We start from the raw sequence: 14,732 nt of genomic DNA on the forward strand, positions 1-14,732 counted from the left end.
GAGCGCGATATGGGTCTGACAGGAATTCAAATTTTTAAGATGCTCCCGCAGACCAACTGCAAGGAGTGCGGGGCTGCAACCTGCCTGGCCTTTGCCATGAATCTGGCCGCAGGCAAAGCAGACCTTGATGATTGCCCCTATGTATCTGACGAGGCCCGGGAGAAGCTGGCCGAGGCCTCTGCGCCGCCCATCCGGCCGGTGAAGGTGGGCAAAGGCGTCCGGGGCAGGACCCTGGGCGGAGAGACGGTTGAGTACCGGCATGAAAAGACATTCTACAATCAGCCGGCCCTGGCGGCCATGATCGGTTCAGACATCAGCGACGACGATCTGCAGACCAAGCTCAAAAAATGGAATGCCTTTCAGTACGATCGGGTCGGGTTCAATCTGCGCCCCGAGTTTGTGGCCTTAAAGGACGTCAATCAGGACAAGGAGGCCTTTGGGGCCAAGGCCAAGTACATTGCAGAGCAGACCGAATTCAACCTGGTGCTCATGACAGAGGACAAGGACGTGATGCAGGCCGGGATAGAGGCCAGCAAGTTCAAGCGCCCGCTGCTGTATGCGGCCACAGAGAGCAATGCCGATGATTTCGGGCAGCTGGCCAAGGACAATGAGCTTCCTCTGGCGGTCAAGGCCGATTCGGTGGACAAGGTTGCCGAGCTCACGGACAAGCTCATGGAAATGGGGCTCAAGGACTTGGTCATCGATTCCGGAAGCCGGGAACTCAAGGGCGCTTTTGAAGATATGGTCGGGATGCGCCGGTCCGCACTGCGCTCCAAGAACCGTTCAGTGGGTTTCCCCACTATTGCCCTGCCCTGCGAAATGGCCTCCAATCTGGATATGGAAGCTTTGATCGGGGCCATGTTCGTGGCCAAGTTCGGCTCCCTGATCGTCTTTTCCGATTTCAGCGCCGAGCTGCTCTTCCCTGTCCTGCTGGAACGGCTGAATATCTACACCGACCCGCAGCGGCCGATGACAGTGCAGGAAGGCATATACGAGATCGGCAAGCCGGATGAGAACTCACCGGTCATGGTTACCACCAACTTCGCCCTGACCTACTTTATTGTGGCCGGGGAGATAGAAGGCAGCAAGGTCCCCAGCTGGCTGCTGATCAAGGACTCCGAAGGCCTGTCCGTGCTCACGGCCTGGGCGGCCGGGAAGTTCGCCGGCGACGATGTGGGCATGTTTGTCAAGAAATGCGGGATTGCGGACAAGGTCAAGAACAAGGAACTGATCATCCCGGGCTATGCCGCGGCCATTGTCGGCGAAATCGAGGAAGAGCTCCCGGATTGGACGGTCACGGTCGGTCCGCGGGAAGCTGCACATATCCCTGCATTCTTAAAGAACAAGAAAAAATAGAGTGGAGCATCGAGCCCTCCCGGAACTGCGGGAGGGCTTTTGACCCTGGGTGGCCGGCTGGAAGCAAAAAATCCGGACCGGCCCCGCGCAGGTCAGGGGCGTTTGACGCAAAACCTTAATGGAAGCGAGGTTGTCCATGGGCATGTTGTGTTTCGGTGAGAGCTTGAATGTGATGGGAACCAAGATTGGGAAGGCCTTCAAGGAAATGGATCCCAAGCCCATCCAGGAAGAAGCTGTATTCCAGAAAGAAAAGGGAATGGACTATATCGACATCAACCTCGGGCCGGCCAAGAAAAACGGGGTTGAGCTTATGCCCTGGGTGGTGAAGACGGTCCAGGAGGTTGTGGACCTGCCGCTGCTGCTGGACACATCCAATATCGACGCCATCGAGGCCGGCCTCAAGGTCTGCAATCAGCCTCCGATCATCAACTCCATCATGTGCCGTCCGGAGCGGTATGAAAAGATGCTGCCTCTGGCTGCGGAGCACAATGCGGATTTTGTGGCCCTGATGTGGGGCCCTGAAGGGTTGCCCCGGGATGAGAACGAGCGGGCTGCTCTGGCCGTGGAGCTGATCACTGTGGCCAACGAGATGGGCATTCCCAACGAGAAGATCTGGGTGGACGGGATTGTCACCCCGGTCAATGTCCAGCAGGAACACGCCATGAGCCTGATCAAGTTCTACGAGATGCTTCCGGACATAGCCCCGGGAGCCAAGTCTACCTGCGGTCTGTCCAATGTCTCCAACGGTGCCCCCAATCATCTGCGGGACATCCTGAACCAGGTCTATGCCGTGATGCTGAAAAAGGTCGGCATGGCCTCCATTATCTCCGATCCCAGGGACGATACCTTGACCGCCATTGCCAAGGACCAGCGCAAAGACCTGGAAGAGGTTGTCCATGCGGTCATGGACGGGAATGATCCGGATATGAACAGCCTGTCCAAGGACATGGTTGATGTGGCCAAGACCACCAAGGTCCTCATGGGGCGCTCCCTGTACTCTGATTCCTGGCTGGAGCTGTAAGCCGCAGGACCAGTCCGAGCTCAGCTCGTGCAGGATTCACCCCCGGAACGTGTGTGTTCCGGGGGTTTTTTGGTTTTTGGACGTAGCTTGTGGATTTTTGGAGTTTGCCGTCTCTTCTGTGTGCCCACTTTCGGCCCGGTATTTTCTAACTCCCGCCAAAGGGGGATCCCTGCCCCTCCAGGCACTCACATGCTGGACATTGTTTTCAGATGGACTGAGCATATCATGCATGTGAGTGCCTGGTTTCCCCCTTTTGGCGGGACCACGACAATGTACGGGCCTGCCGCTTACGGCACCCAGAAGAGACGGCAAACTCTTATGTAGGCAATTCCACTTTCTGTGTCGAAGAGCCTTTTTTGTTTTCCGCCTCAGCCCCGGGCGATGGCCGGGGCTGGGGTCAGGTCTTTTTGCGGAACTTTCGTTTCAGGTTCTGCAGCCACTGATTGAGCCGGGGCTCCAGGCCCTGGTCTTTGGGCTGATAGAAAATCCGGTTCTGCACGCCCTGGGGGAGGTACTCCTGTTCCACCCAGGAGCCGGGATAGGCATGGGGATACTTGTATCCTTGCCCGTAGCCCCATTTCTTGTGCAGGGAGCTGGAGGGATTGCGCAGATGGAGGGGGACGGGCTGCAGGCCGTTCTCTCGGATCTCTTTCTGGGCGGAGAGGTATCCGGCATAGGCGGAATTGCTCTTTGGAGCCAGGGCCAGATAGCACACGGTCTCGGCCAGGGGGATAAAGCCTTCAGGCATGCCCACCACATCCACGGCCTGGAAACAGGAGACGGCCTGGGGCAGGGCATGAGGATCGGCCAAGCCCACATCCTCCGAGGCGGAGAGAATAAGCCGGCGGCAGATGAAACGCGGGTCTTCGCCCCCCTCCAGCATGGCAGATAGGTAATAGAGGGCGGCGTCCGGATCGCTGCCTCGAATGGACTTGATCAGGGCCGAGGCCAGCTCGTAGTGGGTGTCTCCGCCCCGGTCGCTACGCTGCAGGATCTCAGGCAGAGCGGAACGCAGGGCCCGGGGCTTCCGGCTGGCGGCCGGAAGATCAGCCACATACTCCAGCAGGTTGAAGAGGGTCCGGGCATCACCGCTGCAGTTGTCGACGATGAGCTGCACGCTCTCCTCAGCCAGATCCAGCTCCAGGGCCTGGATCCCCTTGTGAACCAGATTGTGCAGATCCTTTTCCTCCAGAGGCTGCAGGCGGAGGATGTGCAGGCGGGAGAGGAGCTGTTTGGTGATGCTAAAGGACGGATTCTCCGTGGTGGTGGCCAGCAGAATCAACCGTCCGCTTTCCAGCAGGGGGAGGAAGAAGTCCTGCTGAGCTTTGGAAAAACGGTGCAGTTCGTCCAGAATCAGGATCTCTATATCGGACAGCTTCTTGCGCAGCGCGGGAAGCCCTATCTCCGGAGCACTGACCCGCAGATAGGGACGGCCGAAGGCCTGGGCGATCAGCAGGGCCAGGGTGGACTTCCCGCAGCCCGGGGGACCGAAAAACAGGAGGTTGCTGGGCTGTTCCGCCCGGCACAGGGAGCGGACATAGGTCAGGATATGCTCCTGGCCGATGAACTCTTCCAGGCGATTGGGCCGCAGACGTTCGGCCAGAGGAGGGGTTCGTTGGTCCGAGGCCATGGGTCAGTCCTCATCCGGGGACAGGTGCCGGCCAGTCGGATCGGATGGACGGGGGGTCTTGCTGCGGTCCCCGGCATTGCTTCCTTCGGGCTCTGGCTCCAGGCCCAAATCGTGGACCAGGGAGCCAAGATCCAGGACCTCGTCCTCCTCTCCCTGGCCGGCCATGGACAAAGAGCTGCCGGCGGGCTCCTGGTCGGGCTGCGGGGCCTGGGACGGGTGCAGCTGGTTGTCCTGGGACCCAGCCCCGGTCTCTCGTTCCAGACGGCTGTCCAGGTCCGGAAAGTCCAGCTCCTCCTCAGTCGAGTCAGGTTCGCTTTCCGGGGACATGGGGGGGGCTTGGCTTTGAGCCCGCATTTCCTGAGGGCGGCTCGGCGGTTCAGATGAGGCTGTCTCCTGCTGCTGGGGGGACGGGGGCCAGGCATGGGTCCCGGATGCGGTGTGTGTGCCGGATGCGGGCGAGGAGTTGGAGGCTGCCTGGGGTGGTGAACCCGCATTCCCGGATGCCTGTCGCTGATATTTGCTCTCAGCGGCCGAAGCGGTCACCCAGTCCAGGTTCAGGGCCTTTTTGGACTGGCTCCAGTCCCGTCCGCATCTGGGGCAGGAGGGGAGGTAGTCAAAGCTGGTGTACTTGCAGTGGGTGCAGAACATAGCTGCGCAGTCCCTCCAGTTTTCTGGATCCTCGGTCATGTACTCTGGGCGGGGGTGCGGGATCGTGCCGTTTTGCTCCGGGATCTACGGATGGCCTTGAAGTCGTCGATCAGCTTGACCAGCCTCCCGTAGTAGGTCCTGATGCGCTGGCCGTAGTCTGTCAGCTGGTCCTGAGGAGGCGAGATGTAGGTTCGGCACAGATACGAGTCGTTGAGTATCCCCTCGCCCAGAAGAATGGCGTGTTCGGTAATGGAGTCGAAATACTGGACCAGGTCGAACTTCAGTTCGGTCAGGATCCTGACCGCCTGCTTGAGCATATCCAGGTTGTTCAGCTTTTGTCCCTTGTAGTGCTTGCCTTTGATGTCTTCCAGGAACTTTATCTTTCGAGCCTGCTGGATATAGCTGTATTGCTCCCATACCTCGTGGTAGAGCTGATGCAGGTGCTGGAACTCAGCATTCAAGGTGGGATCCAGGAGGTAGTTCCCCAGGACCTTGGTCACATTGGTGTAGAACTCGTCAGAGTAGCTGATGATCCGCCGCTGGTGCTTTCGGAGCCAGGCATACAAAAACTTCAGTCTCTTGGAATGGGTCTCCGTGTTTTCCACGATTTCGTTGCGTTTGTACTTGACCCGGCCGCTGTATTCCCCTTTCACGATGTCGTTGAGGATCAAGGTCATCAAGGTCGTGTCCTTGATCAGGTTGACCGCTGAGGTGACCTCGCCGGTCAGGGGGTGGATGATCTCCTGCCTGGCAACCGACAGGGCCCGGTCTTTGCGGACGTTTTGGGGATCGTACTTGTGCTGCCGGTAATGAACGCGGAGTATGACCGCCGGCTCATCATGCTCCAGCAGAAATCCGCCTTTCTTCAGCTCCCTGAACTGATCCTTTTGGCTTTTGGCCACAGAGACCAGGGCGATTTTGTCCAGCTGGGGATAGAGGGAGTTCGGGGTCAATGAGGACAGGGTGGTCAGGGTCCGGTCGCTTTGGCCCAGGACCCGGATCAGAAAGTCCTCCCCCATCTTGAACAGGCGGCGGGAAAAGAGAGCGGCCGAGGTCCGGCGCTCTGAGGTGATGGGAAACCCGTAGAGCTCCATGAGGTACTGGTACACAAAGGGCCGGTTCAGCTCGTAGATCCGGTTGTCGCCCGGCTTGAAGCGGCCGATGCGCAGCCCGAAGCGTTTGAGCTCGGAGTCCAGATCCGAAGGGAATGAGGCGTAGATCCCAGCGGTATAAAAATCCCCGGCCGAGTTCTTGGCCAGGACATGGCCCCGGTCCATATTCAAAACATAGGGCAATATGCTGGGATAGGAACGAATATCCGTGACCCGGTCCTGATTGAAGGTGGACTTGAATCTGTCCTGGTGGACCTTGGGCAGGCGGCTGAGAAAGACGTCATGATTCTGCTGGATAATGGCCGGTTCAAACGGGGATGCAGGACCACTGCTGGAGGAAAAGGCGTCCTCAACGCAATGCAGGATGTCGAACTGAAAGATCTCCTGAAAGTAGTCCACGGGCCGGTCAAAGGCCACAAGGCTGAATCCGGGGAGATCCTGGTACTCGTACAGGTTGGATTCAAAGGAGGGCAAGAGCTCCTGGGGGGAGACGAGGGGATAGTCTTCGAGCTCGCAGTAGGGGCGGAGCAGGCAGAACTTGATATGCACGTAGTCCAAAAATCGGCGGAGATTTTCAAGTGTGCTGATGGACAAGGGGTGCCGCAGGGTGGAGGAATCCTGCCAGGTGATGTCCGGGACCCGAGTAAATGCCTCTTTCCAGGAGTAATTCATACGAAAGCAGAAGCGAGAGGTGATGCCAATGTGTGGTATATATTTTGCTTATAAAATACTTGAAGAAAAAAATCAACGTCTTTTGCCTTTGGCTGGGGCAGGTGTTTTGTTGACGAAATGCCTGTCCGGTCTTATATTGGAGGATTGCAGAAGAATTCTTGACCCGGGGACTGCTTTTTTTTACCCTTAAACCCCAAGCAGCCTGCGGAGGCTGATTTTTTATTTTTGAAGGAGGAAATCGGGCCATGGAATATCAGGTTGAGGATATCTCGCCGGTTGAAAAGAAGGTGACCGTCCAAATCTCAGCGGAGGAAGTCAACGCAGCACTGCAGACTGCAGTGGCCTACTTCAAGAAAGACCTGAAGATGGACGGCTTCAGGCAGGGCAAGGTCCCGTCATCGCTGGTGGAAAACAAGTTTCGCAAGGAAATTTCCGACCAAGCGACGAGGGATCTATTAAATGTCCATTTTTCCCAGATATTTGGAGAGCTGAACCTGGAGCCTGTTGCTGGGATCCACATGGATGACGATGCCCAACTGGTGCGGGATCAGGACCTGTCCTACCGCTTCCGCTTTGAGTATGTTCCAGAGCTCGATCTTCCGGAATACAACGGGCTGCAGACCACCCAGAAGAAGGTCGCCGCAGATGAGGACATGGTAGAGTCCGCCCTGCAACGGGTTCAGCGGGAGCAGAGCTCCCTGGAGCTGGTCAAGGAAGACCGGAAACCGGTGGACGGCGATGTGGCGGTCATTGATTTTACAGCCTATAAAGACGGAGAGCCGCTTTCCGACCTGCAGGCCAAGGGGTTTGAGCTCCCCCTGGGAGAAGGACAGGCCCTGGAGTCCTTTGAAGAGATCGTCAAAGAGCTCAGTCCGGGGCAGAGCGGCAAAGGAGAGGTCACCTTCCCTGAAGACTTCTTGAATTCCGATTTGGCCGGAAGTACGGTGACCATGGAGGTCACCCTGAATGTGATCAAGGAGCGCAAGCTCCCGGAGGCAGATGACGATTTTGCCGATCAGCTGGGTTTTAACAGCATTCAAGAAGTCCGGGATCACATCCAGAAGTCGTTTTCCGAGCGGATGGAGAGAATGGAACGCTCAGCAGCCCAAAAACGGCTCCTGGATCAGGTCCTGACCCAGGTGGATATCCCGTTGCCTCCGTCCATGGTTGATTCTCAGCTAAGCCGGATGATGGAATCCAAGCGTTCCAGCCTGGAGAAGCAGGGCAAGAGCCTTGAGTCTGAAGGGGGCGAAGAGGCCGTCCGCGAATCGCTGCGCCCTGAGGCCGAGGAAGTGGTCAAGTCCCATGTCGTCCTCCTGGATATCGCTAAGCGTGAAGGGTTGACCGTATCCAATCAGGAGGTGGAGGTGCACCTCTACCGCCTGGCGATCAATTCCGGACAGGACCCGCAGGAAATGAAGCAGTACTATGAGCAGAACAACCTCATGCACGCCCTGCGGGACAGCCTGCTGGCCGACAAGGCCATGGAGCGGATCTACGAGAACGCCGTGATCACAGAAGAGGAAGCGGACGGGGACACCGCAGACAGCCCTGAAGAAGAGACTGCCGAGAAGTAAACAGACACCCCGAAACCAATGTGCAGAAGCCAAACGAGAGATATTATGGACCAATCAGAAACCATGGCCAATGTGCCCATAGTCATTGAGCATACCGGCAGGGGCGAGCGGGCCTACGACATATATTCCAGATTGCTGCGGGACAGGATCATTCTCCTGGGGACGCCCATTGACGATTACATCGCCAACCTGCTCTGCGCACAGCTCCTGTTCCTGGAGTCCGAGGATCCGGAAAAGGAGATCAACTTCTATATCAACAGTCCGGGCGGATCGGTTACTGCTGGCTTGGCGGTCTACGACACCATGCAGTACATTTCCGCCCCGGTGGCGACCCTGTGTCTGGGCCAGGCGGCAAGCATGGCGGCCGTCCTTCTGGCTGCCGGGACGGCAGGCATGCGCTACGCCCTCCCCCACAGCCGTATCCTGCTTCATCAGCCCATGGGCGGATTCCAGGGGCAGGCCTCGGATATTGACATTCAGGCCAAAGAAATTATTCGATTGAAAGGGACGTTGAATGAAATACTGGCTGCCCACACCGGGCAGGAGCTGGGCAAGGTCGAACAGGACACAGACCGCGATTACTTTATGAGTGCCCGGGAGGCCAAAGACTACGGAGTCATTGACCAGACCCTTTCTTCCCGGAAAGAGGCCAGCAGCGGGTAGCCGCCGCGGCTCGCGGATAAAGACAGCACATCAGGTAGGGTTATGAATCACGACAAAGACCAGAAGTCCACAGAGTTCTGCTGCACTTTCTGCGGCAAAAGCCAGGAGTCGGTGCAGCGGCTCATTGCCGGACCGGATGTCTATATATGCGACGAGTGCGTTGCCCTGTGCAACGATATCCTGACCCAGGACAAGATCAGCGAGGAAACCAGCGAGGGGAGGCTTTTGCCCCCCAGCGAGCTGAAGAAGTCCCTGGACGAGTATGTGGTGGGGCAGGATCAGGCCAAGAGAGTCCTTTCGGTGGCGGTATACAACCATTACAAGCGGGTTCATTACCATGACCGGTCCTCCAAGGACGTGCAGCTGGACAAGAGCAACATCCTGCTCATGGGTCCGACAGGAACGGGCAAGACCCTCATGGCTCAGACCCTGGCCAGGGTGCTCCAGGTACCCTTTGCCCTGGCCGATGCCACGACCCTGACCGAGGCCGGGTATGTGGGCGAGGATGTGGAAAACATCCTGGTCCAGCTGCTGCAGAACGCCGACTACGACCTGGAATCCGCCTCCAAGGGCATCGTGTACATCGACGAGATCGACAAGATCTCGCGCAAGGCTGACAGTGCCTCGATCACCCGGGATGTCTCCGGGGAGGGTGTGCAGCAGGCATTGCTCAAGATCATCGAAGGCACGGAGGCCAACATCCCTCCCAAGGGAGGGCGAAAGCATCCGCAGCAGGAGTACATCCGTCTGGATACCTCCAATATCCTCTTCATTATGGGAGGCGCTTTCGTCGGGCTGGATACCATCATCAAACAGCGGACCCAGGGAAGTGCCATGGGGTTTGGGGCAGAACTCAGCTCCAGGAAGGAGATCGGGCTGGGCCAGCTCCTGCGGCTCAATCAGCCCCAGGACCTGATCAAGTACGGCCTGATTCCGGAGTTTGTGGGCCGGATCCCAGTGGTTACCGCCCTTGATGAACTGGATGAGGACGACCTGGTCCATATCCTGAGCGAACCGAAGAACGCCCTGGTCAAGCAATACAAAAAGCTGTTCGAGCTGGATAATATCAATCTGCGGTTTACCACCAACGCCCTGAAGGCTATTGCCCACAAGGCGATGGAACGCAAAACCGGGGCACGAGGCCTGCGCAGCGTCATGGAAGCCATTATGCTGGAGATCATGTACAAGCTGCCCTCCATGCAGGATGTTCAGGAGTGTGTTATAAACCGGGCTGTGGTTGATGACGGGAAAGACCCTTTGATCTTCTATCACCACGAAGCAAAAAGCGCCTGAGCCCATCGGCGCAGAGCTGGAGCCGGGGTCAGACCCTGACGGCTGCAAGACTCACATACAGTTACAGTGTCCTGCCTGCTTTTCTGGTTTTGCCTTTCATTTACCGTCCCCCCAAGAGTTCCCGTATGCAATTTTGACCAGAGGCCGTTGCCCGGCCTCTGGCGGAATGCAGGGTGATATATACACCACAACACAGATACCAAACGTGAGGTTTGGAGGACCCATGAACGAATATACATACTATATTGCAGGCGAAGACAGGGAAATGATTCAGTTGCCCCTGATGACCCTGCGGGATGTGGTTATGTTTCCCCGGGCCATCATACCTTTGTATGTCGGCCGGGAGGCATCGATCAAGGCAGTGGAAAAGGCCCTGGCGGATTACAACAAGAAGATCTTTCTGGTCACCCAGCGCAACCCGGAGGATGAAAAGCCCCAACAGGCGGATCTCTTCGAGACCGGGGTCATCTGCAAGATCCTGCAGCTCTTGCGGCTTCCGGACGGAACGGTCAAGGTCCTGTTCGAGGGCCAGGACCGGGCCGGATGGGAAGGCGAAGATCCCTTGTTCGACGAGAGCGCCGATTTCCCGGTTATTTCCTCCTGGGTCTTGGAAGAGGAGGTCTCCACCGGTGCGGAGGTGGATACTCTGGTAACCATGGTCCACGAGGCGGTCAGCACCTTTGGCCAGAAGAACAAGAACCTGTCCCAGGAGACCATCAAGGCCATCACCGGGATTGAGGACCCAGGACACCTGGCGGACATGATTGTCCCCCATCTGAAGGTGGACTTCAGTCAGAAGCAGGAGGCCCTGGAAAAGCTCAATCCCTACTCCAGGCTGGAAATGGTTTATGGCCTGCTCTTGTCCCAGATCGAGCACTCGGAGGTTGAGGAAAAGATCAACGAGCGGGTCAAGGAGCAGATCGAACAGAACCAGAAGCAGTACTACTTAAATGAGCAGCTCAAGGCCATCCACAAAGAGATGGGCGTAGAGCAGGAGTCCGGTGAAGAGCTGGATGAGCTCCTGGAACGGCTGGACGCCAAGGACATGCCGGACGAGGCCCGGGAGAAGACCAAGCGGGAGATCCACAAGCTGAAGCATATCCCGCCTTCTTCAGCAGAGTACACTGTGATCCGCAATTACGTGGACTGCATCCTGGATTTGCCCTGGAATACGATGAAGAACATCGATCTGGATATCGACCAGGCCACTAAAATCCTGGATGAGGACCACTACGGGCTGGAAAAGCCCAAGGAACGGATATTGGAGTTTTTGGCCGTCCAGAAGCTGGTGGAGAAGATATCGGGACAGATCCTGTGCTTCGTCGGTCCTCCCGGGGTGGGCAAGACCTCGTTGGCCAAGTCCATCGCCCGGTCCATGGACAAGGAGTTCGTCCGCCTCTCCCTGGGCGGGGTCCGGGATGAGGCCGAGATCCGCGGACACCGGCGGACCTATGTCGGGGCCCTGCCAGGGAAGATCATTCAGGCCTTGAAGCGCAAGGAGTACAACAACCCGGTCATGTGCCTGGACGAGGTGGACAAAATGAGCACGGATTTTCGCGGAGATCCGTCCTCAGCCCTGCTCGAGGTCCTGGATCCGGAGCAGAACTACGCCTTTAGCGACCATTACCTGGACCTGGACTACGACCTGTCCAACGTGTTCTTCATTACCACGGCCAATACCCTGCAGACCATACCCTGGGCCCTGCGGGACCGGATGGAGATCATTCAGATCCCGGGATACCTGGAAACGGAGAAGATGCAGATCGCCAAATCCTTTCTCCTGCCCAAGCAGATCGCCAAGCACGGGCTGCAGAACGAGCAGGTGCATGTCTCGGACCAGGCCGTACTGGAGGTCATCCGTCATTACACCCGGGAGTCGGGGGTGCGCAATCTGGAACGGGAGCTGGCGTCCATCTGCCGCAAGCTGGCCAAGAAGGTGGTCAGGGAAAAGAAGGGCGGCCATTCGGTGCAGGTCAACCGCAAGTCAGTGGGCAACCTGCTTGGGGTGCCCCAGTACCGCTACGGAGAACGGGAAGAAAAGGCCCAGGTGGGGCTGAGCACCGGCCTGGCCTGGACCGAAATGGGCGGCGAGCTGCTGATGATCGAGGTGGCCCTGATGTCCGGGACCGGGAAGATCGAAGTGACCGGGAAGATCGGGGATGTGATGCAGGAATCGGCCAAGGCGGCCCTGAGTTATGTCCGTTCCAGGTCTGAGCTGTTCGGGCTCAGGTCCGAGTTCTACAAGGAAGTGGACATCCACATCCACATCCCGGAAGGCGCGACCCCGAAGGACGGCCCCTCGGCCGGAATCACCATGGGTACGGCTTTGGTCTCCGCTTTGTTGAACATGCCGGTGAACAACGATATGGCTATGACCGGAGAAATAACCCTCCGAGGTCGGGTTCTGCCCATCGGCGGGCTGCGGGAAAAGCTGCTGGCTGCCCACAGAGGGTTGATATCCAAGGTCATCATCCCCAAGGACAACAATAAGGACCTCAAAGAGGTCCCCCAAACCATACTCAAGGATCTGGAGATCATCCAGGTCGAGCATATGGACGAGGTCCTGCCCCAGGCCCTGGTCAATGTGCAGTCCGAGGAGATATTCTGCGGCCAGCCCAAGGGCATGTCCCTGGTCCAGAGCCTGCGCAAGGAGCAGAATCGGCCTCAGGCCCATTAAACGGAAGAGCAAACAAAAAGCCCCGCCTTCGGCGGGGCTTTTTTGGGTTCTTCGACGTAGCCTGTGGATTTTTAAAGTTTGCCATCTCTTCTGTGTGCCCACTTTCGGCCCGGTATTTTCTAAGCCCTGCCAAAGGGGGATCCCTGCCCCCTCCCGGCTACTCACGTGCAGGTCACTGCTTTCTGTGTGACGAAAGCTTATCATGCACGTGAGTGCCGGGTTTCCCCCTTTTGGCGGGACCAAGAAAATGTGCGGGCCTGCCGCTCAAGGCACACAAAAGAGACGGCAAACTCTTATGTAGGCAGTTCCACTTTCTGTGTCGAAGAGCCCTTTTTTTGTTCCGGCCGTTTCGCCGCGTCCCGGACCGCCGGGCGCATCGTGCTTGCGCGCAGGGCGTTGAGTTGCTACACGGTGTGTTACAAGGTGTTCACTTCAAACCTGGAGGAGACCGATGAAAGGTTTGCGTACATTGTGCATTGGGCTGGTCTGCATCCTGGCCTTCGCCGGCGGGCTGCAGGCCAAGACCTTGAAGCTGGCCATGGATGCTGATCCTGTCTCTCTGGATCCGCAGGTTCAACTTTCCGGGGGCATGCTGCAGTACTCGCACATGGTCTTTGACCCCCTGATCCGCTGGACCCAGGATATGACATTCGAGCCCCGTCTGGCCAAGTCCTGGGAGCGTCTGGATCCGACAACTGTGCGTTTTCACCTGCGCAAAGGAGTCACATTCCACAGCGGTAACCCCTTTACAGCCGAGGATGTGGTCTGGACCTTGGAACGCCTCAAACGGAGTCAGGATTTCAAGGGCCTTTTCGAGCCCTTTGCCGGGGCCAAGGCGGTGGACAAGCATACCGTGGATCTGATCACCAAAGAGCCCTACCCCCTGCTCTTGAACATGGCTACCTATATTTTCCCCATGGACAGCGAGTTCTACACTGGGACCGACGCGGAGGGAAAGGCCAAGGACGCCATTGTCAAAACCGGCTATTCGTTTGCCAATACCCATGAATCCGGGACCGGGAAGTATATGGTCACCCAGCGGCAGCAGGGCGTGCGGGTGGTCTTTGAAGAATACGAAAACTATTGGGATACCGATTCTCCGGGGAATATCGACAAGATCGTGCTCACCCCGATCAAGAAGGACGCCACCCGGGTGGCGGCCCTGCTCTCTGGAGATGTGGATTTCATCATGCCTGTTCCGCCCCAGGACTACGCCCGGATCAGCAGGACTGACGGGATCAAGCTGGTCACCCTGCCCGGGAGCCGGATCATCACTTTCCAGCTGAACCAGAAGCGGCGGCCGGAGTTTGAGAACCGGAAGGTCCGCCAGGCCATTGTCCATGCAGTGAACAATGCGGGCATTGCCCAAAAGATCATGACGGGCAAGGCCACTGCCGCCGGACAGCAGGCCCCGGAAGGCTATCTGGGCTATGTAGAGGAGCTCACTCCCCGCTATGACCTGCAGAAGGCCAAGGAGTTGATGGCTGAGGCCGGATATGCGGACGGGTTTGAGTGCTCCATGATCGCCCCCAATAACCGGTATGTAAACGACGAGAAGATTGCCGAGGCCGTTGTCTCTATGCTGGGCAAGATCGGGATCACGGTCAATTTAAAGACCATGCCCAAGGCCCAGTACTGGGACCAATTCGATGCCCAGGTGGCTGACATTCAGATGATAGGCTGGCATCCGGACACCGAGGACTCGGCCAACTATACCGAGTTTCTGCTCATGTGCCCGAACAAGGAGACCGGCTACGGGCAGTACAACAGCGGAAACTACTGCAATCCCAAAGTGGATGAGCTGATCAAGCAATGCCAGAGTGAGACGGACCGGGAAAAACGGGCCCAGATGCTCAAAGAGGTGGAGCGTATCCTGTACAAGGATGCGGCCTTTGTGCCCCTGCACTGGCAGCACCTGTCCTGGGCCGGAACGGAGGACCTGCGGATCAAGCCGATCGTGAATGTCATGAACTTCCCCTACTTCGGGGACCTGGTCATGGAATAGCCGAGGCTTGATCCCGGTCTGCGGCGTCATGTACGGCAGGTCCACTTGGAGCGTGGATCTGCCTTTTTTCTGGACAAA

10 protein-coding genes are annotated in these 14,732 nt (G+C 57.6%); 7 read left to right on the forward strand and 3 right to left on the reverse strand.

Annotated features, from left to right (window positions below; all coding sequences use genetic code 11):
* The first annotated feature begins 9 nt into the window (after nucleotides 1-9).
* Both acsC and N902_RS0102995 read left to right on the forward strand, forming a co-directional pair.
* Nucleotides 10-1,356: an acetyl-CoA decarbonylase/synthase complex subunit gamma gene (gene acsC / locus N902_RS0102990; RefSeq protein ID WP_027369724.1), complete on the forward strand. Its 1,347-nt coding sequence runs from the start codon at nucleotides 10-12 to the stop codon at nucleotides 1,354-1,356.
* A gap of 142 nt (nucleotides 1,357-1,498) precedes the next feature.
* Nucleotides 1,499-2,377, forward strand: a complete 879-nt coding sequence (locus N902_RS0102995; protein ID WP_027369725.1) for a dihydropteroate synthase — start codon at nucleotides 1,499-1,501, stop codon at nucleotides 2,375-2,377.
* A gap of 397 nt (nucleotides 2,378-2,774) precedes the next feature.
* Here N902_RS0102995 and N902_RS0103000 read toward each other — a convergent pair whose 3' ends face one another.
* From N902_RS0103000 to N902_RS0103010, 3 genes are read right to left on the reverse strand one after another with little or no spacing between them, the layout of a single operon-like run.
* The gene (locus N902_RS0103000; protein WP_027369726.1) at nucleotides 2,775-4,007 is read right to left on the reverse strand and encodes a replication-associated recombination protein A; all 1,233 of its coding nucleotides are present in this window, start codon (nucleotides 4,005-4,007) and stop codon (nucleotides 2,775-2,777) included.
* A 3-nt stretch (nucleotides 4,008-4,010) separates the two neighbouring features.
* Complete coding sequence (locus N902_RS0103005; protein ID WP_153304128.1) at nucleotides 4,011-4,694, reverse strand: hypothetical protein; 684 nt, start codon at nucleotides 4,692-4,694, stop codon at nucleotides 4,011-4,013.
* The gene (locus N902_RS0103010; RefSeq protein WP_027369728.1) at nucleotides 4,691-6,439 is read right to left on the reverse strand and encodes a hypothetical protein; all 1,749 of its coding nucleotides are present in this window, start codon (nucleotides 6,437-6,439) and stop codon (nucleotides 4,691-4,693) included. The genes N902_RS0103005 and N902_RS0103010 overlap by 4 nt, the downstream gene beginning before the upstream one ends.
* A 245-nt stretch (nucleotides 6,440-6,684) precedes the next feature.
* Here N902_RS0103010 and tig point away from each other — a divergent pair, with 245 nt between their 5' ends.
* The 5 genes from tig (at nucleotide 6,685) to N902_RS0103035 (ending at nucleotide 14,654) form a co-directional block, all read left to right on the forward strand.
* Entirely contained in the window at nucleotides 6,685-8,016 is a 1,332-nt protein-coding gene (tig, locus tag N902_RS16135) for a trigger factor (protein WP_034621397.1), read from the forward strand.
* Between the two features lie 45 nt (nucleotides 8,017-8,061).
* Nucleotides 8,062-8,679 (forward strand): ATP-dependent Clp endopeptidase proteolytic subunit ClpP, encoded by a 618-nt coding sequence (gene clpP, locus N902_RS0103020; RefSeq protein ID WP_084287683.1) that lies wholly within the window; start codon nucleotides 8,062-8,064, stop codon nucleotides 8,677-8,679.
* A gap of 42 nt (nucleotides 8,680-8,721) precedes the next feature.
* Nucleotides 8,722-9,972, forward strand: a complete 1,251-nt coding sequence (gene clpX / locus N902_RS0103025) for an ATP-dependent Clp protease ATP-binding subunit ClpX (protein ID WP_027369730.1) — start codon at nucleotides 8,722-8,724, stop codon at nucleotides 9,970-9,972.
* A 223-nt stretch (nucleotides 9,973-10,195) separates the two neighbouring features.
* The gene (gene lon, locus N902_RS0103030; RefSeq protein WP_027369731.1) at nucleotides 10,196-12,649 is read left to right on the forward strand and encodes an endopeptidase La; all 2,454 of its coding nucleotides are present in this window, start codon (nucleotides 10,196-10,198) and stop codon (nucleotides 12,647-12,649) included.
* Between the two features lie 451 nt (nucleotides 12,650-13,100).
* Complete coding sequence (locus N902_RS0103035; RefSeq protein WP_027369732.1) at nucleotides 13,101-14,654, forward strand: ABC transporter substrate-binding protein; 1,554 nt, start codon at nucleotides 13,101-13,103, stop codon at nucleotides 14,652-14,654.
* Nucleotides 14,655-14,732 lie beyond the last annotated feature (78 nt).

It is taken from the genome of Desulfovermiculus halophilus DSM 18834, assembly GCF_000620765.1.
GTDB classification, from domain to species: Bacteria; Desulfobacterota; Desulfovibrionia; order Desulfovibrionales; family Desulfothermaceae; genus Desulfovermiculus; species Desulfovermiculus halophilus.